Origin of the sequence: Agathobaculum faecis, assembly GCF_014287995.1 — a bacterium.
Lineage (GTDB): Bacteria > Bacillota > Clostridia > Oscillospirales > Butyricicoccaceae > Agathobaculum > Agathobaculum ammoniilyticum.
In genome coordinates this window covers 86,038-106,143 of the sequence record NZ_JACOPL010000004.1, presented here as the reverse complement: position 1 = coordinate 106,143, position 20,106 = coordinate 86,038, and the positions used below count along the sequence as shown (strand labels likewise).

21 protein-coding genes are annotated in these 20,106 nt (G+C 60.9%); 17 read left to right on the top strand and 4 right to left on the bottom strand.

The genetic code is table 11. The features are described from left to right. Positions 1–46: 46 nt before the first annotated feature. The 17 genes from H8S45_RS05530 (at position 47) to H8S45_RS05450 (ending at position 17,371) form a co-directional block, all read left to right on the top strand. Complete coding sequence (locus H8S45_RS05530; protein ID WP_147573840.1) at positions 47–1,192, top strand: 1-deoxy-D-xylulose-5-phosphate reductoisomerase; 1,146 nt, start codon at positions 47–49, stop codon at positions 1,190–1,192. Between the two features lie 21 nt (positions 1,193–1,213). Then, the gene (gene rseP, locus H8S45_RS05525; RefSeq protein ID WP_054326194.1) at positions 1,214–2,251 is read left to right on the top strand and encodes an RIP metalloprotease RseP; all 1,038 of its coding nucleotides are present in this window, start codon (positions 1,214–1,216) and stop codon (positions 2,249–2,251) included. Between the two features lie 47 nt (positions 2,252–2,298). After that, positions 2,299–3,354: a flavodoxin-dependent (E)-4-hydroxy-3-methylbut-2-enyl-diphosphate synthase gene (gene ispG / locus H8S45_RS05520; protein WP_054326195.1), complete on the top strand. Its 1,056-nt coding sequence runs from the start codon at positions 2,299–2,301 to the stop codon at positions 3,352–3,354. Positions 3,355–3,356: 2 nt separating this feature from the next. After that, positions 3,357–7,733 carry a PolC-type DNA polymerase III gene (locus H8S45_RS05515; protein WP_186949787.1) on the top strand — a complete coding sequence of 1,459 codons (4,377 nt, stop codon included), beginning with the start codon at positions 3,357–3,359 and terminating at the stop codon, positions 7,731–7,733. Between the two features lie 22 nt (positions 7,734–7,755). After that, positions 7,756–8,100 carry a DUF6054 family protein gene (locus H8S45_RS05510; protein ID WP_186949785.1) on the top strand — a complete coding sequence of 115 codons (345 nt, stop codon included), beginning with the start codon at positions 7,756–7,758 and terminating at the stop codon, positions 8,098–8,100. A gap of 13 nt (positions 8,101–8,113) precedes the next feature. Next, positions 8,114–9,064 carry a DUF3658 domain-containing protein gene (locus H8S45_RS05505; protein WP_186949783.1) on the top strand — a complete coding sequence of 317 codons (951 nt, stop codon included), beginning with the start codon at positions 8,114–8,116 and terminating at the stop codon, positions 9,062–9,064. Between the two features lie 62 nt (positions 9,065–9,126). Next, complete coding sequence (gene hisZ / locus H8S45_RS16865; RefSeq protein WP_407925830.1) at positions 9,127–10,761, top strand: ATP phosphoribosyltransferase regulatory subunit; 1,635 nt, start codon at positions 9,127–9,129, stop codon at positions 10,759–10,761. Position 10,762: 1 nt separating this feature from the next. Further along, positions 10,763–12,064 carry a histidinol dehydrogenase gene (gene hisD, locus H8S45_RS05495; protein ID WP_054326198.1) on the top strand — a complete coding sequence of 434 codons (1,302 nt, stop codon included), beginning with the start codon at positions 10,763–10,765 and terminating at the stop codon, positions 12,062–12,064. After that, positions 12,051–12,626: an imidazoleglycerol-phosphate dehydratase HisB gene (gene hisB, locus H8S45_RS05490; protein WP_054326199.1), complete on the top strand. Its 576-nt coding sequence runs from the start codon at positions 12,051–12,053 to the stop codon at positions 12,624–12,626. The genes hisD and hisB overlap by 14 nt, the downstream gene beginning before the upstream one ends. Beyond that, entirely contained in the window at positions 12,627–12,851 is a 225-nt protein-coding gene (locus H8S45_RS05485) for a hypothetical protein (protein WP_054326200.1), read from the top strand. Further along, positions 12,848–13,465 (top strand): imidazole glycerol phosphate synthase subunit HisH, encoded by a 618-nt coding sequence (gene hisH, locus H8S45_RS05480; protein ID WP_054326201.1) that lies wholly within the window; start codon positions 12,848–12,850, stop codon positions 13,463–13,465. Before H8S45_RS05485 ends, hisH begins: the two co-directional genes overlap by 4 nt. Next, positions 13,462–14,175, top strand: coding sequence for a 1-(5-phosphoribosyl)-5-[(5-phosphoribosylamino)methylideneamino]imidazole-4-carboxamide isomerase (hisA, locus tag H8S45_RS05475; protein WP_054326202.1), 714 nt, complete (start codon positions 13,462–13,464; stop codon positions 14,173–14,175). The genes hisH and hisA overlap by 4 nt, the downstream gene beginning before the upstream one ends. Further along, a complete protein-coding gene (hisF, locus tag H8S45_RS05470) occupies positions 14,175–14,939 on the top strand; it encodes an imidazole glycerol phosphate synthase subunit HisF (protein ID WP_054326203.1) in 765 nt (254 codons plus the stop codon). The genes hisA and hisF overlap by 1 nt, the downstream gene beginning before the upstream one ends. A 3-nt stretch (positions 14,940–14,942) precedes the next feature. Then, on the top strand, positions 14,943–15,275 hold the full coding sequence (hisI, locus tag H8S45_RS05465) for a phosphoribosyl-AMP cyclohydrolase (protein ID WP_107630639.1): 333 nt from the start codon (positions 14,943–14,945) through the stop codon (positions 15,273–15,275). A 113-nt stretch (positions 15,276–15,388) separates the two neighbouring features. After that, positions 15,389–15,712, top strand: a complete 324-nt coding sequence (gene hisE, locus H8S45_RS05460; protein ID WP_054326204.1) for a phosphoribosyl-ATP diphosphatase — start codon at positions 15,389–15,391, stop codon at positions 15,710–15,712. Between the two features lie 219 nt (positions 15,713–15,931). Continuing rightward, entirely contained in the window at positions 15,932–16,843 is a 912-nt protein-coding gene (locus H8S45_RS05455) for a C39 family peptidase (protein ID WP_082396746.1), read from the top strand. 51 nt (positions 16,844–16,894) lie between these two features. Then, positions 16,895–17,371, top strand: a complete 477-nt coding sequence (locus tag H8S45_RS05450) for a pyridoxamine 5'-phosphate oxidase family protein (protein ID WP_054326205.1) — start codon at positions 16,895–16,897, stop codon at positions 17,369–17,371. Positions 17,372–17,431: 60 nt separating this feature from the next. Here the strand turns inward: H8S45_RS05450 and H8S45_RS05445 are convergent, their stop codons facing one another. From H8S45_RS05445 to H8S45_RS05430, 4 genes are all read right to left on the bottom strand, one after another. Next, the gene (locus tag H8S45_RS05445) at positions 17,432–18,034 is read right to left on the bottom strand and encodes an NAD(P)H-dependent oxidoreductase (protein WP_107630636.1); all 603 of its coding nucleotides are present in this window, start codon (positions 18,032–18,034) and stop codon (positions 17,432–17,434) included. A gap of 193 nt (positions 18,035–18,227) precedes the next feature. Further along, positions 18,228–18,860: a flavin reductase gene (locus tag H8S45_RS05440; RefSeq protein WP_186949781.1), complete on the bottom strand. Its 633-nt coding sequence runs from the start codon at positions 18,858–18,860 to the stop codon at positions 18,228–18,230. A 126-nt stretch (positions 18,861–18,986) separates the two neighbouring features. Further along, positions 18,987–19,325 carry a DUF4363 family protein gene (locus H8S45_RS05435; protein WP_054326209.1) on the bottom strand — a complete coding sequence of 113 codons (339 nt, stop codon included), beginning with the start codon at positions 19,323–19,325 and terminating at the stop codon, positions 18,987–18,989. A 1-nt stretch (position 19,326) separates the two neighbouring features. Then, the gene (locus tag H8S45_RS05430; protein WP_054326210.1) at positions 19,327–20,001 is read right to left on the bottom strand and encodes a DUF421 domain-containing protein; all 675 of its coding nucleotides are present in this window, start codon (positions 19,999–20,001) and stop codon (positions 19,327–19,329) included. Positions 20,002–20,106 lie beyond the last annotated feature (105 nt).

The window sequence follows — 20,106 nt, the reverse complement described above, 5'->3', positions numbered from 1 at the left end:
AGATGCCAAAGCGCCGCATCAGGGGCGCGTACAGGAGACTGTTGAAATGAAAAAAATAGCGATTTTAGGCTCGACCGGCTCGATCGGCACGCAGACTGTCGATATTTTGCCGTCGGTTGGGGCTGAAGTCGTCGCATTGACGACGAATAAACGCATAAACTTACTTGAGGAACAGGCGCGCGCGCTGCACCCTGAAATGGTATGCGCATTTGACGAGGCGGCGGCGCGCGACCTGAAAATAAAACTTGCGGACACGGATATCCGCGTGCTCTCTGGTATGGGGGGATTGACCGCCTGCGCCGCGGAGAGCGGCGCGGATATGGTCGTGACCGCAGTGGTCGGCATGGTTGGCCTGTTGCCCACGCTTGCCGCCATCGACGCGGGCAAGGACATTGCGCTGGCCAACAAGGAGACGCTGGTCTGTGCGGGTGAGCTGGTCATGCGCGCGGCGCGCGAAAAGGGCGTGCAGCTCCTGCCAGTGGATTCCGAGCATTCGGCGATTTTCCAGTGTGCGCAGGCGGCGCAGGGCAACCGGCTGGCGAAAATCATCCTGACTGCGTCGGGCGGCCCATTTTTCGGCTGGACCGCTGCGCAGATGCGGGATGTGACCAGAGAACAGGCGCTCGCGCATCCTAACTGGTCGATGGGCGCGAAGATCACCATTGACTCCGCGACCATGATGAATAAGGGGCTCGAGCTGATCGAAGCCATGTGGCTGTATGACATGGCGCCGGAGGATATCGAAATCGTGATCCACCGCGAGAGCATCGTGCATTCTGCGGTTGAGTTTGACGATGGCGCGGTGCTCGCGCAGCTTGGACTGCCGGATATGCGCCTGCCGATCCAATACGCGCTGACCTGGCCGCAACGCGCGGCCTGCAAGGTGCCGCGCCTGCGCTTGGCGGAGGCCGCAAAGCTGACCTTTTTCGCGCCGGATTACGAGGCGTTTCCGGCGCTCGGCTTGGCCCAGCGTGCGGCGGCGCAAAAGGGCGACCGCGGCGCGGTACTCAACGGGGCGAACGAGGCGGCGGTCGGCCTGTTCCTCGCGGGCAGGCTCGGCTTTGCCGAGATTGCGGAAAGCGTCGCCCGGGCGCTGGACGCGATTCCCTGTCAAAAGGAACTCACACTGGACGGCGTCCTTGCGGCGGATGCCGCCGCGCGCGAGCTGGTGCTCGCGCACAGCCCGATCTGACCCGCTGAAAGGAGAACTGCTTTGCTGCAAATCATTCTGGCTATATTAGCGTTCGGCATTCTGGTCATTGTGCATGAATTCGGCCATTTTATCACCGCCAAGCGCGGCGGGGTTCAGGTAAATGAATTCTGGATCGGTATGGGGCCGACGCTGCTCAAAAAGCAGCATAACGGCACGCTGTACTGCTTAAAGCTCCTGCCGTTCGGCGGCGCGTGTGTGATGGAGGGAGAGGACGGAGAGAGCGAAAACGAGCGCGCGTTCGGCAAGGCGAGCCTGCCGCGCCGCATGCTGATCGTGGCGGCGGGCGCGCTGATGAATTTCCTGATCGGCTTCCTTATCGTACTTGCCGTTATCCGGCCGAACGGGCCGGAGGGGGGCTATGTTGTCTCCACGCTTGACAGCGTGGATCCGGCAAGCACCGCCGCAGCGGAGGGCGGCCTACAGGCGGGGGACGAGATCCTTCGGGTGGACGGCTACCATATTTTGCTGCGCGGCGATTTTGAAACCGCGCTGGCTCGCGGCACGGATACGGTCTACGAGGTCGTTGTGCGGCGGGATGGGCGGAAAATAACGCTGCCCGCGGTCACGCTGGCGCCAGCGATAGAGGGGGAGGACGGCCGCATGCTGATCGGGCTGAACTTCGCGGAACAGCCGAACAGCATTGGCATGCACCTGAATATGGCGGCGCGCACCTCGGTAAATTACGCGCGGCTCGTCTGGTCGAGCCTTGGCATGCTGGTAACGGGACAGGTCGGCGTGGACCAGCTTTCCGGACCGGTCGGTGTGGCAGAGGTGATGGCGAGCACAGCCAGATACAGCATATCGGCGTTTTTGCAGTTGGTGGCGTTTATTTCCATCAACCTCGGTGTGATGAACCTGCTGCCGCTGCCCGCCCTGGACGGAGGGCGGCTGGTATTCCTGCTGATCGAGGCGGTCCGCCGCAAGCCGGTGCCGCCCAAATATGAGGGATATATCCACGCGGCGGGGCTTATGCTGCTGCTTGCGCTGATGGTCTATGTGACTGGACAGGATATTTTGCGCATCGTTTCCGGCAGATAGGCGGGCGGACCGCCGTTTGCCGCGACAGGCAAAGGAAAGGACGGAATATGAAACAGACAAAGCAAATCAGGCTCCGCGACGTGCGGATCGGCGGCGGCGCGCCCGTTTCGGTCCAATCCATGACCAACACGGACACGCGGGACGCGCAGGCGACGCTGGCCCAGATCCGCGCGCTGGCCGAAGCAGGCTGCGATGTCGTGCGCTGCGCCGTGCCGGATGCACAGGCCGCGGAAGCGCTCAAAGCGATCTGCGCCGCCTCGCCCATACCGGTCGTGGCGGATATCCATTTCGACTACCGGCTTGCGCTGGCATCGATCGAAGCGGGCGTGGATAAGATACGGCTTAATCCTGGCAATATCGGCGGCGCGGACCGCGTACACGCGGTCGTGCAGGCCGCGAAAGAGCGCCGCATCCCGATCCGCATCGGGGTCAACTCCGGTTCGGTGGAAAAGCATATCCTGGAGAAGTTCGGCGGGCCGACGCCGGAAGCCATGGTCGAATCCGCGCTGTACCATGCCGGACTGCTGGGCGACTGTGGGTTTGACGATATCTGCATTTCCATCAAATCCTCCTCTGTGCCGGACACCATGCAGGCCTATTTGCTCGCGCACGAAAAAACCGCTTACCCGCTCCACCTCGGCGTGACCGAAGCGGGGACGGAATACATGGGTACCGTCAAGTCCGCGGCCGGTATCGGCGGCTTGCTCGCACTTGGCGTGGGCGATACCATCCGCGTTTCCCTGACCGATGATCCGGTCAAAGAGGTTTACGCGGCGAAGGCGATCCTGAAAGCTGTGGGGTGTGCGGAGGAAGGCATCAATGTGGTTTCCTGCCCGACCTGCGGGCGTACCCGCATCGACCTGATCGGCATTGCCAGAGAGGTCGAGCGGCGCTGCATGGAAATACGCGGCAAGCGCTTGAAGGTGGCGGTCATGGGCTGCGCGGTCAACGGACCGGGCGAGGCGCGCGAGGCCGACCTCGGCATCGCGGGCGGGGACGGCGTGGGTCTGCTCTTCCGCCGCGGCGAAATCATCAAAAAGGTGCCGCAGGAGCAGCTTGTGGACGTGCTGATGGAGGAGATCGCGCATTTTGAAGGAGAATGACCGTGTCTGGCAAGCTCATTGATATTTTTGGAAACTGCAAAAGCGTGGCGGAAGAACAGCACCTCGCCGGGGGCGAGGTGCGTTCTCTCGCGTTTGGGGATAACAATACCGTGATGGTGGTCGAGTTGGGACTTTCGCAGGTGGTCAGCCGAAAAGCGATCGCCCAGGTGGAAAAGCAGATCGCAAAGCAGTACGGGCTGGAGCGCGTGTGTATCGAGCCGCGCTACAGCATGCCGGACGGGCTGACCGATGCGTACATAGGCTCGCTGTATGAGGATATGGCGTACCGCATGCCCTCCGCGCGCGGTCTGCTCGACTGCGCCAAGTGGAAATACGAGGGCGGCGCGCTGTATATTCCGATGGACGAGGTGAGCGAAAAGCATTTTGCCAACGCGCTGCGCCATCTGGAAGCGCGAATCCGACGCGAGCTGGATATGGTGTGTCCGGTGCATGCGGTGCGCGCGGCGGCAGAGGATTACGCGCCCCCGTCCGACGCGCCGAAGCGCGAGGAGATTTTGCAGCAGGCGGTCGCGGAAGCAGTGTCCGCGGCTCCGGCGGCGCCCAAGCCGAAAAAGCCGCGTCCCGCGCCCCGGCCGGAAAATGCGGGCTACCAGCGCCCGCGCACGGAAAAGGTGCGCGACGACGACCTGATCTTCGGCAAGCTGATACAGGATCCGATCGTGTCGGTCAACGAGGCGATCGCAGCTTACGATATGGTCACCATTCAGGGCGAGGTGTTCTTCACCGACAACAAGGACATCCACAGCAAAAAGACCGGCAAGGACTATGTAAAGATTGCGTTCGATATGACCGACCGCACGAACTCGGTGCGCGTGTCCAAATTCCTGGCTGCGGACAAGGCGGGCGACACGGCCTCCCACATCAAAAACGGCCTGTACTGCACGGTGCAGGGCAAGATGGTGTATGACTCGTTCGCCAAGGAGATGGTTTTGGAGCCGACCGGTATCGTCAAGGCGAAAAAGCCCGTACGGCAGGACAAGGCCGAGGGCATGAAGCGCGTCGAACTGCATCTGCACACCAATATGAGCGCGATGGATGGTATGTCCTCCACTGCGGCGCTGTTGTGCCGCGCTGCGCAGTGGGGACACCGCGCCATGGCGATCACCGACCACGGTGTAGCGCAGGCCTTTCCCGAAGCCCTGCATGCGCAGGAGGGCAAGCAGAAGGACATTATTGGGGATATGAAGATCATTTATGGCATTGAGGCGTACTATGTCAACGATGCGGACAGCCTTTCGGTCGTGCGGGGCGGCTCGGTCGAACCGCTGGAGGGAACGTTCATCGTGTTTGACCTGGAAACCACCGGTCTCAATCCCGCGAGCGAGGAGATCACCGAGATCGCGGCCGTGCGCGTGACCGACGGGGCGATCCATGACGCGTTCCAGACCTATGTCAACCCGCACAAGCCCATTCCCGAGGAAATTACCAAGCTGACCGGCATTTCGGATGAGACGGTCGCGGACGCGCCCGACCTCGGCGAGGCGGTCCCCAAATTCCTCGCTTGGGCGGGGGAGGGGCGGTATCCCCTTGTTGCGCACAACGCGGGCTTTGATATGGGTTTTCTGCGCGCGGCCTGCAAGCGGCTTTCCATCGAGCGGGAATTCACCGCGATCGACACGCTGGAAATGTCGCGCATGATGCTGCCGCACCTGCATAAATTCAAGCTGAACATCCTGGCCAAGGAGCTACAGGTCGGTCCGTTCGAACATCATCGCGCGAGCGAGGACGCGGCCGTGCTGGGGCGCATCTTCGTCAAGCTTCTGGCGCGCCTGCGGGAGGAAATGTACGCGCGGACTGTGGCGGATATCAATCCGGTGCTCGCCGCGACGACCGACCGCAAGAACAAGCTGAAAAACCTGCCGCGCTATCATTTCATCATCCTAGTGAAAAACCAGGCGGGGCTGCGCAACCTGTACCAGCTCATCTCCAAGAGTTTTCTCGAATACTACAATAAGCGGCCGATCATGCCGCGCTCGGAGCTGATCCGCCACCGCGAGGGGCTGATCTTTGGCTCGGCATGCGAGGCGGGAGAGGTGTTCCGCGCCTTGACGGGTAATGCGGAGTGGGGCGAGCTGAAACGGCTCGCGTCCTTTTACGATTATCTGGAGATCCAGCCCATCGGCAACAACAACTTTATGATCGGCAAGGGCATGGCTAAGGATGAGGAGCAGCTCCGCGACTGGAACCGCGCGATCCTGCGCCTTGCGGACGAACTGGGCAAGCCCTGCTGCGCGACCGGCGACGTACACTTTCTTGAGCCTGAGGACGAGGCGTTCCGCCGCATCCTGATGGCAGGGCAGGGCTTCGGCGACGCGGATAACCAGGCACCGCTGTACTTCAAGTCCACGGACGAGATGCTGAAGGAATTCGCCTACCTGGGTGCGGACCGCGCGTACGAGGTCGTGGTCAGGAACACGAACAGGATCGCGGACATGTGCGACGTGATCCGTCCCGTGCCGCGCGAAAACTACCCACCGCACATCGACGGCTGCGAGGACGACCTGCGCAATATGTGCTATGAAAAGGCCAAGCGCATCTACGGCGATCCGCTGCCCGAGTTGGTGCAGGCGCGGCTCGACCGCGAGCTGAACTCCATCATTGGCAACGGCTACGCGGTCATGTACATCATCGCGCAGAAGCTTGTGACCAAGTCGCTCGCGGACGGCTATCTGGTCGGCTCGCGCGGGTCGGTCGGCTCGTCGCTCGCAGCGTTTATGTCGGATATCACCGAGGTAAACTCGCTCGCGCCGCATTACCTGTGTCCAGACGACAAATACGTCGAGTGGCACGAGGAATATTCCTGCGGCGTGGACCTGCCGGACAAGGTATGCCCGACCTGCGGCAAGCCGCTGACCAAGCAGGGCTTTAACATCCCGTTCGAAACCTTCCTCGGCTTCGAGGGCGATAAGGTGCCGGATATCGACCTGAATTTCGCGGGCGAGTACCAGTCGCGCATCCACCACTACACAGGCGAGATTTTCGGACACGACCATGTGTTCCGCGCGGGTACGATCGGCACGGTGGCGGAAAAGACCGCCTACGGCTATGTCAAAAAATACATGGACGAGCGCGGCATCGAGTGTTCGCGTGCGGAGGAGAACCGCCTCGCCGCGGGCTGCACGGGCGTACGCCGCACCTCGGGCCAGCACCCGGGCGGCGTGGTCGTGGTACCCAAGGAGATCGAAATTTACGACGTGTGTCCGGTGCAGCATCCGGCGGATGATCCGGATTCGGACATCATCACCACTCATTTTGAATATCACTCGATCGACGCCAACCTGCTCAAGCTCGACGAGCTGGGACACGATGACCCGACCATGATTAAGCACCTGGAAAACCTGACCGGCGTTAACGCGCAGGAGATCCCGCTTGACGATCCGGACACCATGAGCCTGTTCCATTCGTGCAAGGCGCTGAAATACACGGGCGAAAATCCGGATACCGACCCCATCCTGGGCGACCTCGGCTGCCTGGCGGTACCCGAGTTCGGCACCAAGTTCGTGCGCGGCATGGTCAAGGAGACCCATCCCTCGACGTTTGCCGAGCTGGTTTCCATTTCCGGCCTGTCGCACGGCACGGACGTGTGGCTGGGCAACGCGGCCGAGCTGGTGCGCCGCGGCATCCCGCTGTCCGGCTGCATCTGCTGCCGCGACGATATCATGAACTACCTGATATTGCAGGGCGTCAAGCCCAAGCTCGCGTTCAAAACCATGGAAAGCGTGCGCAAGGGCAAAGGTCTGACCGAGGAAATGGAAGCCGCGATGAACGAGCAGAGTGTGCCGGACTGGTACATCGATTCGTGCAAAAAGATCAAATACATGTTCCCAAAAGCGCACGCGGTCGCTTATGTGATGATGGCGTTCCGCATCGCGTGGTTCAAGGTACACCGGCCGCTGGCGTTCTATTCCGCGTATTTTTCCGTGCGCGCCAAGGGCTTTGACGCGTCCTGCATGATTAAGGGCGATAAGGTGTGCATTGACAAGATCAAGGAGCTGCAGATGAAAGACCGCGAGAAGACGATCTCCGCGGCGGAAAAGGAAATGATGACCACGCTCGAGGTGTGCCATGAGTTTTACCGGCGCGGCTTCGCATTCGAGCCGATGGACATTTACACCTCGGCCGCGACCGATTTCATCGTGACCGAAAAGGGACTGATCCCGCCGTTTACCTCGATGCCCGGCATCGGCGAGCAGGCGGCGCAGAACATTGTGGAGGAACGGCGGAACGGCAGGTTTCTCTCCGCCGAGGAGATGGCGGTGCGCTGCCCCAAGGCGTCCAAGGCGGTGGTCGAGCTGCTCGACCAGATCGGCGCGCTCGGCTCGATGCCCAAGACCACGCAGATCAGCCTGTTTGCGTAATACGGGAAAGGATAGGATAGATATGGCAAAATACGAAAAACAGTTAACCGGAGACTTTGACGCCGTGTTGAGCCGCCTGTTTGACGCAGTAATGAACGGCAGCATGTCCGCTTCCTATGAGGATGGGAGCGACTGGGAAGCGAACGGCGTGCGCTGCGCGGTGCGCGTGTTCGAGCGTTACAGTTGGGCGGGCGGCAACCGCGTGAGTATGAACCTGACGCTTGCGGGCTATGGGAACAGACTGTTCCTGTCGGCCATTACCTCGGGCGGCAGCCAGGCGATGTTTTGGAAAGTCAACACCATGGGGGAGGAAAGCTTTCTGGAAACGCTGGTGCCGGTCGCGGAAGAGTACGCGGCAGGGCGGTAAGGAGGGCGCGCGGATGTACTGGATATGCTTTGGGGACAGCGCCAAGGGCTGTCTGTCTGTTGCACGACACCGCATTGCGCCGGACATGCCGAAAGAAAAAATCATTGCACTGCTGGATGATTATACGCAGGGTGATATTCGCAATGTAGGCAACCGTGCCGCGCGGGAGGATATCCTTTTCCCCTGGCGGGAGGAGCAAGACGCGGATCCTGCATGGAAGCGGGATTACATTGACCGGCATTGGGAGGCGTTCGGACGCCTGGACGAAGTGGACGAGGCGGTGGTTTGGGCCGCCGGAGGGAATGCTGTGGAGCAGTGCGGCCTGCGGTATGTGGTCAGCCGGCTGCATGCGCGGCGCGTGCCGGTTTGGCTGGCCGAAGTGGATGAGATTCCGCTGGGTGAGATCGAGGAGGAGGACGAGTGGATCGGCGGCGCGGTTTCAGTCGTCACAAGCAGCCGCGTACTGAATTTCTTCCTGCGGTTTGCGCCGCAGCCGCTGGTGCGGCGGTATGCGGCGCGCGTCTCGCGCCGCGGCAGGAGTGAGCGGGCAAAGGATGGACGGGTGCGCTACAGCCTGGTCGGGGAGATGGAGCAGGGTGCGGCGCGGTATTTTTACAGGCGCCGCCGACTGCTGACCGAAACCGAGCAGGGGCTTTTGCTGACCGAATGGAAGCGCATGCAGGAGGAAAACGCCCCGCTGCGCGTGATGGAAGCCGGCAGGCCGCGGTCCGCAGCGATAGATTTTTACGACCAGGCGATCCTTGTCTGCGTGCCGGAAAAGGAAGAGGCCGCCGCACAGACGGTTGGCGGCGCGCTGCTGAAAATCGATCAGGAGCTGGGCAACCGTGTCGGCGATATGCTGGTGTTTTCCCGTATCCGCGCGCTCGGCGCGGCGGGGCGGCTGGAGATCGTGCGCGATGCGCCGTCCTATCGGGATATGACCATCCGCAAAATCAGGTCTTGACAGGGATAGACGTTTCATGCTATCATTTTAACGCGATAAATCAATAAAGGAGCTTTTCGGCCATGAACCGTTTTCGTATTTCCACACCAGAGGGGACGCGCGACCTGCTGTTCTCCTCCTGCCGCGCCCTGCGGCAGACCGAGAACACCATACGCGCCGCCCTGGAAAACCGCGGCTACAGTGAGATCATCACACCGGCTGTCGAATATTTCGACGTATTTGCGCAGGCCAATCCGGAGCTGGATCAGGAGCAGATGCTCAAGGTGATCGACCGGTCGGGACGCATCTGCGTGGTGCGTCCGGACAATACGACGCCGATCGCCCGCATCGCGGCGACGCGCCTGGATAACGCGGCGCTGCCCGTGCGGCTGTATTACAGCCAGAAGGTGTTCCGCTCGGTTGTGGGCGGGCATGGCCACAAGGGGGAATTCCTGCAGGTCGGCGCGGAGCTGATCGGCGCGGACGGGCTGGAGGCGGATAAGGATATCCTTTCCGCGGCGTTCGGCGCGCTGACGGAAACCGGCGCGGCGGGCTTTCGCATCGAACTGGGACATGCGGAGATCTATAAAGCCCTGATAGAGGAGCTGGGCGTGGACGCAGCGGCGGCGGAAAGCATCCGCCGCCTGATCGAAAACAAATCGTTCGCTGCACTGGGCGACGCGCTCTCGCCCTATGGCGACCGTCCGGCGGCGGGGGCGCTCCGCGCGATGCCGCAGCTGTTTGGCGGCATGGAAGTGCTTGATCGGGTCGAAGCGCTGACCGGAAACGTACGCGTGCTTGGCGCGGTTTCCTATCTGCGCCGGCTGTACCGCGCGCTGGACGAAGCCGGCTATGGGGACCGCATCATGATCGACCTGGGCCTGGTGCATGAGATGGATTACTATACGGGCGTGATGTTCCGCGGCTACATCGGCGGCGCGGGCGCGGCGATCCTTGCGGGCGGGCGGTATAACGCGCTGTGCGCCAAGTTCGGCAAGGACATGCCGGCGGGCGGCTTCGGTATCGATGTGGAAAGCGTCGCGGAAAGCCTGCAGGGCGCTGCGGGTACGGAAACCGGAACCCGACGCGATACGGTGCGCATCGCGCTGACCAAGGGGCGGCTGGAGAAGAAGACGCTCGCGCTGCTCAAAAGCGCGGGGTATGATATTTCCGAGTTGGAAGCCGGCTCGCGCAAGCTGATCTTTGCCCTGCCGGATACGGGCGTGGAGATCGTGCTGGCCAAGGCGGCGGATGTGATCACCTATGTCGAGCACGGCGTTTGCGATATGGGCGTGGTCGGCAAGGACACGATCATGGAAAAGGGCGGCAGCTTTTACGAAATGGTAGACCTTGGGTTCGGCAAATGTCGCTTCGCATTGGCGACCAAAAAGGGGAAGGACGTTTACGGCGGCTATCAGACACCGGTCATCGCGACCAAATATCCGGCGGTCACTAAGGCGTTTTTTAACCGCAAGAATATGGACGTGGAAACCATCAAGATCGAGGGTTCGGTTGAGCTTGCGCCGCTTTTGGAGTTGGCGGACGCGATTGTGGACATCGTGGAAACCGGTACGACGCTCAAGGAAAACGGGCTTGAGGTGATCGAGGACGTCGCGCCGATCTCGGCGCGCGTAATTGTCAATCTGGCGAGCGCCAAGCTGAAAAAGGCCGCGATCCAGAAGGTGATTGCCGAGCTGGAAAGCGGGTTGGAGGGATAATATGTTTTTGAAGACCGTTCTTGCGGACGGGCAGGCCGAGCAGGCTGTTATCCGCGAGATGAAAGCCCGCGCCGCCGGCGCGCGCGGGGATATTGAGCAGACCGTGCGCGCGATTATGGACGACGTGCAGGCGCGCGGCTGGGATGCGGTGTGCGAATATGCGGGGAAGTTCGATGGTAAGGCGCCCTATATCGTCGCGCCCTCCGAGCTGGAAGCGGCATATGCCGCGTGCGCGCCCAGCCTGACCGCGGCGCTCGAAAAGGCGGCCGCGAATATTCGGGATTACCATGAGCAGATGCTCATAAAATCTTGGGAATGGGAACGCGGCAGTGGGGAAACGCTTGGACAGACCGTGCGCGGGCTGGCGCGCGTGGGCATCTATGTGCCGGGCGGCACGGCGGCGTATCCGTCCAGCGTATTGATGAACGCCATACCGGCTCAGGTCGCGGGGGTAGGGGAGATTATCATGGTTACCCCGCCGACCGAAAACATGTCGATCGAGGTGCTGGCCGCAGCGAAGATTGTGGGCGTGGACAAGGTGATCGCCGTGGGCGGCGTGCAGGCGGTGGCCGCGCTGACCTATGGCGCGGGCATGATTCCCCAGGTGGATAAGATCGTTGGCCCGGGCAACGCCTATGTCGCGGCGGCGAAAAAGCTGGCTTTCGGCACGGTGGATATCGATATGATCGCGGGGCCGAGCGAGGTGCTGGTCATTGCCGACCACACAGCCAACCCGACCTGGGTGGCGGCCGACCTGCTGAGCCAGGCCGAACACGATCGGTTGGCCTCCGCCGTGCTGCTGACCGATTCAATGGCGCAGGCGCAGGCGGTTTCATGCGAGATGGAGCGCATGGCGCGCGCGCTGCCGCGCTGGGAGATCATCCGTGAGAGCGTGGCGGGTTACGGCTGCGCGATCGTGTTCGAGGATCTGAAGGAGGCCTGCAAAATGGCGGATATGGTCGCGCCCGAGCATTTGGAGGTCATGACCGCCGCGCCGCGCGAGCTGCTGCCATATCTGCATAATGCGGGCGCGATCTTCCTCGGCCGGTATGCGCCCGAGCCGCTGGGAGACTATATGGCAGGACCCTGCCACGTCCTGCCGACCTCGGGTACGGCGCGGTTTTTCTCGCCGCTTTCGACGGACACGTTCCTGAAGAAAACCAGCATCATCGAATACACGCGCGACGCGCTGCAGGGCTACGCGCAGGATATTATTGCGCTCGCGCAGAGCGAACACCTGGACGCGCACGCGAACTCGGTCGCGGTGCGCTTTGCGGAGGAAGCACAAGATGAGAAATGCTGAAATCAAACGCAAAACCAAAGAGACCGATATCACGGTCGCCCTCGACCTGGAGGGCGGCACACGGAAAATCGACACCGGTATCGGCTTTTTTGACCATATGCTGAACAGCTTTGCCGTACACAGCGGCTTCGGGCTGACGCTTACCTGCAGGGGAGACCTTGCGGTGGACGGACACCACACGGTGGAGGACTGCGGTATCGCGCTCGGACAGGCGCTCCGCCAATGCTTGGGCGACAAGGCGGGCATCGCGCGGTTCGGCCAGGCGTTCGTACCCATGGACGAGGCGCTCGGTTTCTGCGCGCTGGATATTTCGGGACGGCCGTATCTGGTATACGACGCGCCCATGCCCCAGCCCATGTGCGGCGGGTATGATACCTGCCTGACGGTCGAATTCATGCGCGCGTTCAGCGTGAACGCGGGGCTGACCCTGCATCTCAAATGCGAATACGGCGACAACGCGCACCACATCACCGAGGCGCTGTTCAAGGCGCTCGCGCGGGCGCTCAAGCAGGCGGTGGCGCAGACAGGCGGCGGTGTGCTTTCCGCGAAAGGGGTGCTGTGATTGAAATATGTGTTCGCGGGGCTGGGAACGGTTGCTGCGGTATTTGTTATTGCAGCGTTTGCCGCTGAGATGTGGCCACTTGCCGCATCGGTGGATCTGGGCGTACGCTTTTGCATGTATGCACTCTGTATTGGCTGTGGGCTGGTCGTAGGCTTTGGCTGGAAGATACTCGATGTGGTCAAAGCCCTGAAAAACACCTTAATGGATAAAGAGGACGGTCAATGAGCTATATTGCGATCGTAGATTACGGCGCGGGAAATCTGATGAGCGTACATAATTCGCTTGATTTCCTGGGTTATGAAAATAAAATAGCGGACACCGCGGAGGATCTTGAGCGGGCGGCGGGCGTGATCCTGCCCGGCGTGGGTGCGTTTCCGGACGCGATGGACGCGCTGTATGCCTCCGGACTGACTGGCGCGGTGCTGGAAGCGGCGCGGAAAAAGCCCTTCCTGGGCATCTGTCTCGGCATGCAGATGCTGTTCGAGGGCTCGGATGAGGTACGCCCCTGTGCCGGGCTCGGCCTGCTGCCGGGACGTATCACGCGCATCCCAACCGCGCTCAAGCTGCCGCAAATCGGCTGGAACGCACTCGACATCCTGCGCCCGAACGCAATGACCGCGGGGCTGGAAAACGGCGCGTATGTGTATTTTGTACACAGCTTCATGGCGCGGCCGGCGGTGGAGGACGACTTGGCTGCCGTGACGGACTACGGTGTGCGCGTACCCGCGATGGTGGCGCGCGGAAACCTGTTCGGTTGCCAGTTTCATCCAGAAAAAAGCGGAAAAGTAGGGCTGCGCATGCTGCAGAGCTTTGCAAAATTGACGGAGGTGGGAAAATGAGGGTTCTCCCTGCCATTGACCTGAAGGACGGGCAGTGTGTGCGCCTGCAGAAAGGTGATTACGGCACCGCGCACAGGGTCGCGGAGGACGCGGCGCAGACCGCGCGGGCTTTCCTCGACGCAGGCGCGGAGTTGATTCATATGGTTGACCTGGACGGTGCGAAGGACGGTTCGCACGCGAATTACAACGTCGTCCAGCGCGTGATCGAGGAGACGGGCGCGGCGGTCGAGCTGGGCGGCGGCATTCGGACGATGTCGGATGTGGAAGCGGTACTGGCGCTTGGCGTGACGCGCGTGATCATTGGCTCGGCGGCGGTGCGCAGCCCGCAGTTCGTGGCTGATGCGGTGGAGCGGTACGGAGACCGGATCGCGGTCGGCATCGACGCGCGCGGCGGCACGGTCCGCACCGAGGGCTGGCTGGTCGACAGCGGCACGGATTATATCGCGTTTGCCAGACAGATGGACGGTTACGGGGTGAAAACCATTATATTCACGGATATCGACAAGGACGGCATGCTCGAGGGGCCTAACTTCGACCAGCTCGCCGCGCTGCGGCAGGCGGTAACGTGTGGTATTGTCGCGTCGGGCGGTGTGTCCACGTTAGAGGATATCCGGCGGCTTAGGACGCTGGGCATCGATGAGGCGATTGCAGGCAAAGCGGTCTATTCCGGCTCGCTTGACCTGGCTGCGGCGATCAGGGAGGCGAAGTGATGCTTGCAAAACGGATCATTCCCTGCCTGGATGTCAAGGACGGGCGGGTGGTCAAGGGCGTGAACTTTGTCGGCCTGCGCGACGCGGGCGATCCAGTCGAGCTGGCGAAGTTCTATTCCGCCGAGGGCGCGGACGAGATCGTGTTCCTCGATATCACCGCGACGAGCGATGACCGCGCCACGATCGCGGACGTGGTGCGCCGCACCTGCCGCGAGGTGTTTGTGCCGGTCACGGTCGGCGGCGGCATCCGTACGGTGGAGGATTTTCGCGAGATCCTGCGCGCGGGCGCGGACAAGGTTTCGGTCAACTCGGCGGCGGTCAAAAATCCAGGGCTGATAGACGCGGCTGCGGAGAAGTATGGAAGCCAGTGCGTTGTCGTGGCCATCGACGGGCGGAAGACCGGAAAGACCCCCTCGGGCTTTGAGGTATATGTTGCGGGAGGGCGCACGCCGACCGGCATCGACGCGGTCGCATGGGCGGGCGAGGTATCCGCGCGCGGCGCGGGCGAGATCCTGCTCACCTCGATGGATCGGGACGGCACTAAGTCCGGCTTTGACTTGGATCTGACAAAGGCGGTCGTGGAGACGGCCGGCATTCCGGTGATCGCGTCCGGCGGCTGCGGCGCGCTTGATCATTTTTCCGAGGTGTTCGAGTGGACGGACTGCGATGCCGCGCTGGCCGCAAGCCTGTTCCATTACAGAGAGCTGACCGTGGGGCAGGTCAAGGCGCATCTGCGCGAAAAAAACATTCCGGTGAGGTTGTAAATCATGGAACTAAACAAATTTTTTGTCAAGGCGCCGCTGGTTCCGGTTATCTGTCAGGACGAGCGCAGCGGCGAGGTCCTCATGCTCGGCTATGCGGACGAAGAGGCGCTGCGCCTGACGATGGAGACTGGCACGGCGTGGTTTTTTTCGCGCTCGCGTCAGAAATTGTGGAACAAGGGCGAAACCTCGGGCAACGTTATTTTTGTGTCCAAAATACTGTCCGACTGTGATGACGATACGCTGATCTATGTCGGCACGCCCAAGGGACCGGTCTGTCATACGGGCAACCACACCTGTTTTTTTACAACGCTGTGGGAGAAAGAAAGGCACCTGTAGCGGGGCTTCCCAATTGTTTTTGATAGCAGGCGGCGGTCGCGGTGATGGGCGGCTCTATCATAGTGGCCGTTGACTGGAATGGAAGCGGCAAAAAAGATAGGAGGATGAATAGCATGAATTCCTTTGAGCAAATGGAGGCTGTGATCGCACAGCGTAGGGCCGAGCCGCAGGAGGGCTCGTATACCTGCTACCTGTTTGAAAAGGGTCTGGATAAGATTTTGAAAAAGGTCGGCGAGGAGTGCGCCGAAACCATTATTGCGGCAAAAAACGGCGATAAGGCCGAGCTGGTGGGCGAGATCAACGACGTGTTCTATCACATGATGGTGATGATGAACGAATGCGGCGTGACGCTCGCGGACGTGTGCGCGGAAATGGATGTCCGCGCACAGAAGATCGGCAACCTGAAGCAGTTCCACGCTTCCGACCATAATACCTGAGAACAAGCCTCGTCCCTGTGCCGTGTTGCTTACAGGAGGGAAAAAGCCCCCGTTCGCCGCAGATATTCTGCAACGGATCGGGGACTTTCTGACTCTTATAGATAGACGGGGTCAGAAAATCTTAAGAAATCCCCTGCCGGAATCTTAAGAAAGGCCCGCTATACTGTAAACACGGTACGGCGGACGCGCGCAAAGCGCCCGTCGGGAAAGGGAACGGATATGACGACACGATACATCAGCATACCAGGGGAGACGGTACGCCGGTCGGCCGCGGCCGCGCCGGGCAGGACAGCCCCGCGCCGGCGCAGGCGGGTGAAAAAGCGCCGCCATCCCCTCCGCGCGCTGTTACTGCTGGCGGTGCTGGCCGCGGTGGCGTGGGGCGGCCTGCGCCTGCTGGACGGCCTGCGCGTGGAGGCCGACTGGGCCGCGCGCGGCATCGCCGTGAAAGACGGGACGGCTGCGTCGATCGTCCAGCTCGCGCACAGGGACAGCCGCGCGCAGGCGATCGTGGACGCGCCGGAGGCTTATCCGCCGGAATACCTCGATCTGCTCGCCCGCAACAGCGAAACGCTGGAGTTTGTGCTGGGATATCCGGCGCACCATGGGGACGCGCCGGGGCAGTCCCTCACGGAACCGCTGGACACCATGCCACTGCTGCTGCAATGGGATATGCGGTGGGGGTACCAGCCCTATGGGGAAAGTACGGTTGCGGTCAGCGGCTGTGCGCCGGCGTGCCTTTCCATGGCAGCGGCCTATCTGACCGGCGACCCGACGCTCACCCCTTACCGCGTGGCGCAGTTCGCCGCGGAACAGGGATACTATGTGCCGGGGCAAGGGACAAGCTGGTCGCTGCTGAGCGAGGGCGCGCCCTCTCTGGGCGTACAGTGCCGCCAGCTTGCGCTCGACCAGGCGCAGGTCGACGCTGCGCTGGACGCGGGCCATCCGGTGATCTGCTCCATGCTGCCGGGAGATTTTACGACCGAGGGACACTTTATTGTGCTGTACGGCCGCGCGGATGGAGGGTATACGGTCCGCGATCCGAACAGCGTGGAGCGGAGCGGAAAGGTATGGTCCTATGATACGCTGTCCGGACAGATCGCCGGTCTTTGGGAGTGCTCTGCCGCCGGATAGGGGTTGCCCAAAAGGGAAAAACATGGTATGCTTGTCCAGAGGTGAAGAAAAATGCGCAGAAAAGACAGAGAGATCACAGGGCGGGAGAATATAGAGCCGATCCTCCGTGCCTGCAAAACCTGCCGCGTGGCGATGAGCGCGGAAGGGATGCCGTATGTGATCCCGCTCAATTTCGGCTATACCTGGGATGAAAGCGGCCTGACGCTGTATTTCCACAGCGGCCTGAAAGGGAAAAAGATCGACGCGCTGCGCAAAGACCCGCGCGTGTGCTTTGAACTGGACACTGAGGATGGGCTGACCGGAGAGGGCGATCTGGCGTGCCGGTACAGCTTTGCGTTTTCGTCCATTGTGGGCTACGGCAGCGTGCAGTTCGCGCAGGATAATGAGGAAAAACGCCACGGTTTTGACATTATCATGCAACACCAGACCGGACGTGGCGGCTGGACATATACCGACGCGGCTCTGTCGGTGGCCGAGGTGTTCTGGGTGCGCGCGGATTCGTTTGAGGCATCGCGCAAAGTGCGGTAACAACATGAAAAAGAGGCTTCCACTGAGGAAAGCCTCTTTTCTATTCCATGCTGCGCTTGCTCAAGCCCAGAAGTGCGCGGCGATCTGGTCGGCCTGCTTTTCAGCCTGCTGGAGCAGGGCTTCGACATCGTTTCCGATGATATCCAGCCCTTGCGCCGCGAGGGTGTCAAAGCGGCCGCCGCAAAGCAGCTTACAGATGGATTCCAGATAGGCGCTGCCATGGTCGGCGAGTGCGGGATCGCTGTTATCGACGATGCCGCCGCGCGTTGTCACATAGAGCAGCCGCCGCGGCCTGCAGTCCGCAACCGGCTGGCCGTATTGGTTATAGTGGAACGTCAGGCCGGTCACGCACAGGCGTTCCAGATAGGCGCGCACCATGGCGGGAAAGCTCAAGTCCCAGAAAGGGCAGGCCAAGACGACGGCATCCGCGTTTTTGAACTGGTTTGCAAGCGCAAAAAACGGGGCGTCGAAAGCGCCGGCGCGGGAAAGTGCATCCCGTTCAGCGATCTCTGCCGCGCCGTAGGGCGTCAGATGGAGGGCGGGAAGCAGAAGCACATCGATATCCGCATCCGGAATGCGGCTGATAACGTGCTGGGCAAGCCGCAGGGTGCGCGAATCCCTGCCACGGATACAACCATTGACAAACAACAGGTTTTTCATCATATACGGTTACTCCTTTATTCGTTTTCTGCCGCGTATGCGGCAAAGAATGTGCAGCAAAACATTGATCGCGAGCGGTGGGGAAGCCGCGCGCCGGTCCGTCCCCATCATAACACGGCGGAAGGGCAAAGGCAAGAAAAAGCACATCCCCCTTTTGCCCAAAGAGGGATGTGCCGGAAAGCAAGAGGAAACGCCGCTATGCTTCGCTTCGCTTGACGAACTTGCTGCGCGGCGCGCGGCAGATCGGACAGATGAAATCGTCTGGAATGTCCTCAGCCAGCCGGACATAGCCGCATACCGTGCATTTCCAGCCCGCGTCCGCGGATAATTCGTGATAGACCGGCGCAACGGGTGGAACATCCTCGCCGCGCTTCTCAAACTCCTTGACGGTCAGGCAATCGCCGTCGCCGAGCACCTCCGCGTCGAGCAGCTCGCAGATAAATAGCGTGTAGGAGCCGATCGCAACGGTTTCCGTTACTTTCAGGCTCAGGCGGGATGCCATGCCATCCGTCAGATAGGGGCAGCCTTGGCTGTCGGTCTGAACGGCAAAAGAAGCAAACTTATCGATCGCGCGGCCGGATTTGTAGCCGAACTCGTTGACGAGCCGGTCCTCCGCCTGCTTGGCGAGCAGGGTGGCCGCGGCAACGCCGCTCTTCTTGAGCGCCGCACAGGTCGCGGAATCATTGTTCAGAGAAAATGTGAATTTGGGAGGACGGGACGAGGTGACCTGGTGCAAGGAGTTGATGATGCAGCCGAAATTTTTGCCGCCCTCTGCGGTGGACAGTAGCGCAAGGCTGTAGTCCAGCTTTTTATATGCAGCGTTGTTCATAAAACCGTTCCTTTCTTGTCAATGCTCGTTATTGAAAATGAATATCAATTACAAATTTATACTATCACAATTGACAGGAAAAAGCTATATTTTTTTCCACAAAAAAGAATGAATTTTTTTGTGCTTTTAGAACAGGTTTTTCAGGTTCGGCTGTTCCAGATCAGGCAGATGGCGGAGTTGAGCGAGCAGCTCTGTCCGGTCGAGCAGAAGGTCGTCCGTTATTTGCTCCTTCTGGGCGGTGCGCACACGAGCGAACAGGCGGTTAACCTCGTCCAGCTCTTCGTGCAGGAGCAGGGAGCCGAGCAAGGTCTGCGCGGCCGACCATTTTTCGTAGGCCTGTTCCAGCCGGCCGCTTTCCATATCCTGAACGATGGCGTCCACCGTGGCTTCCACCGTCCGGCTGCTCCACAAGCTGCCCCAGATCAATAGGGCGAAAAGGGAGAGGGCAAGAAAAAGCCGCTGCATATCACGCATCCCCCTTTCGTTGAATAAAGGAATTGCCGCAGTCATCCAGCGTCATTAGAAAAACCTCGGATAAGGCGATGCTTTGGTTTTTCAGCCGGTTTTCGATATCCCGTGCGTCAAGGCGGAGAAGCTGGAGCGAGCGGGCGACCAGCTTGCCGTCCGACACCACAACGAGCGGCAGACCGGTGTCCTTGGGGGTCAGGCCGAGCATTTCCGCCGTGACCGGTTGCTGCGGCTGCTTGAGAATGACGGTCAGCGTGCCGTCCGGCTCGATCACGCCGTATTTGACGTCCGAGACCGATGCCACATTCTGCTTGCGCAGGGTTTCGATGATTTCGTCCGTGGTCAGCCGCATCTGGCGCAGCTTTTTGACATCGAGCAGCCCGCCGCGGATGATGATTGCCGGCTGCCCGTTGAGCAGGCGCCGGAAAAGGCGGCTTTTCAGCGCGACATAGCTCATCAGGATTTCGAGCGCGACCAGCGTGGCGATTGGAACCAGTCCGGCGAACATGGGGATACCGAGATCCTGCATGGGAACTGCCGCCAGGTCGGAAACAAGAATGGTGACCACCAGCTCGGAGGGGTCGAGTTCGCCGATCTGCCGCTTGCCCATGGCGCGCACGGCAATCACAACGGCAAGATAAAGGATCAGTGTACGCAACAGTGGCACAGCCATAACGCATCCTCTTTTCTTGATGGATTCCGGTGTAGTATGGCCGCAAAAACGGGAGAATATTCCTGTGACAAGAATTTAACACAGTAAAATGCGAAAAGGTGTTGA

What these genes read in the sequence shown, in the direction of transcription:
- H8S45_RS05530 (WP_147573840.1), top strand. Translation starts at nt 47, where the DNA reads ATGAAAAAAATAGCGATTTTAGGCTCGACCGGCTCGATCGGCACGCAG.
- ispG (WP_054326195.1), top strand. Translation starts at nt 2,299, where the DNA reads ATGAAACAGACAAAGCAAATCAGGCTCCGCGACGTGCGGATCGGCGGC.
- H8S45_RS05510 (WP_186949785.1), top strand. Translation starts at nt 7,756, where the DNA reads ATGGCAAAATACGAAAAACAGTTAACCGGAGACTTTGACGCCGTGTTG.
- H8S45_RS05505 (WP_186949783.1), top strand. Translation starts at nt 8,114, where the DNA reads ATGTACTGGATATGCTTTGGGGACAGCGCCAAGGGCTGTCTGTCTGTT.
- hisZ (WP_407925830.1), top strand. Translation starts at nt 9,127, where the DNA reads ATGAACCGTTTTCGTATTTCCACACCAGAGGGGACGCGCGACCTGCTG.
- hisD (WP_054326198.1), top strand. Translation starts at nt 10,763, where the DNA reads ATGTTTTTGAAGACCGTTCTTGCGGACGGGCAGGCCGAGCAGGCTGTT.
- hisB (WP_054326199.1), top strand. Translation starts at nt 12,051, where the DNA reads ATGAGAAATGCTGAAATCAAACGCAAAACCAAAGAGACCGATATCACG.
- hisH (WP_054326201.1), top strand. Translation starts at nt 12,848, where the DNA reads ATGAGCTATATTGCGATCGTAGATTACGGCGCGGGAAATCTGATGAGC.
- hisA (WP_054326202.1), top strand. Translation starts at nt 13,462, where the DNA reads ATGAGGGTTCTCCCTGCCATTGACCTGAAGGACGGGCAGTGTGTGCGC.
- hisF (WP_054326203.1), top strand. Translation starts at nt 14,175, where the DNA reads ATGCTTGCAAAACGGATCATTCCCTGCCTGGATGTCAAGGACGGGCGG.
- hisI (WP_107630639.1), top strand. Translation starts at nt 14,943, where the DNA reads ATGGAACTAAACAAATTTTTTGTCAAGGCGCCGCTGGTTCCGGTTATC.
- hisE (WP_054326204.1), top strand. Translation starts at nt 15,389, where the DNA reads ATGAATTCCTTTGAGCAAATGGAGGCTGTGATCGCACAGCGTAGGGCC.
- H8S45_RS05455 (WP_082396746.1), top strand. Translation starts at nt 15,932, where the DNA reads ATGACGACACGATACATCAGCATACCAGGGGAGACGGTACGCCGGTCG.
- H8S45_RS05450 (WP_054326205.1), top strand. Translation starts at nt 16,895, where the DNA reads ATGCGCAGAAAAGACAGAGAGATCACAGGGCGGGAGAATATAGAGCCG.
- H8S45_RS05445 (WP_107630636.1), bottom strand. Translation starts at nt 18,034, where the DNA reads ATGATGAAAAACCTGTTGTTTGTCAATGGTTGTATCCGTGGCAGGGAT.
- H8S45_RS05440 (WP_186949781.1), bottom strand. Translation starts at nt 18,860, where the DNA reads ATGAACAACGCTGCATATAAAAAGCTGGACTACAGCCTTGCGCTACTG.
- H8S45_RS05435 (WP_054326209.1), bottom strand. Translation starts at nt 19,325, where the DNA reads ATGCAGCGGCTTTTTCTTGCCCTCTCCCTTTTCGCCCTATTGATCTGG.
- H8S45_RS05430 (WP_054326210.1), bottom strand. Translation starts at nt 20,001, where the DNA reads ATGGCTGTGCCACTGTTGCGTACACTGATCCTTTATCTTGCCGTTGTG.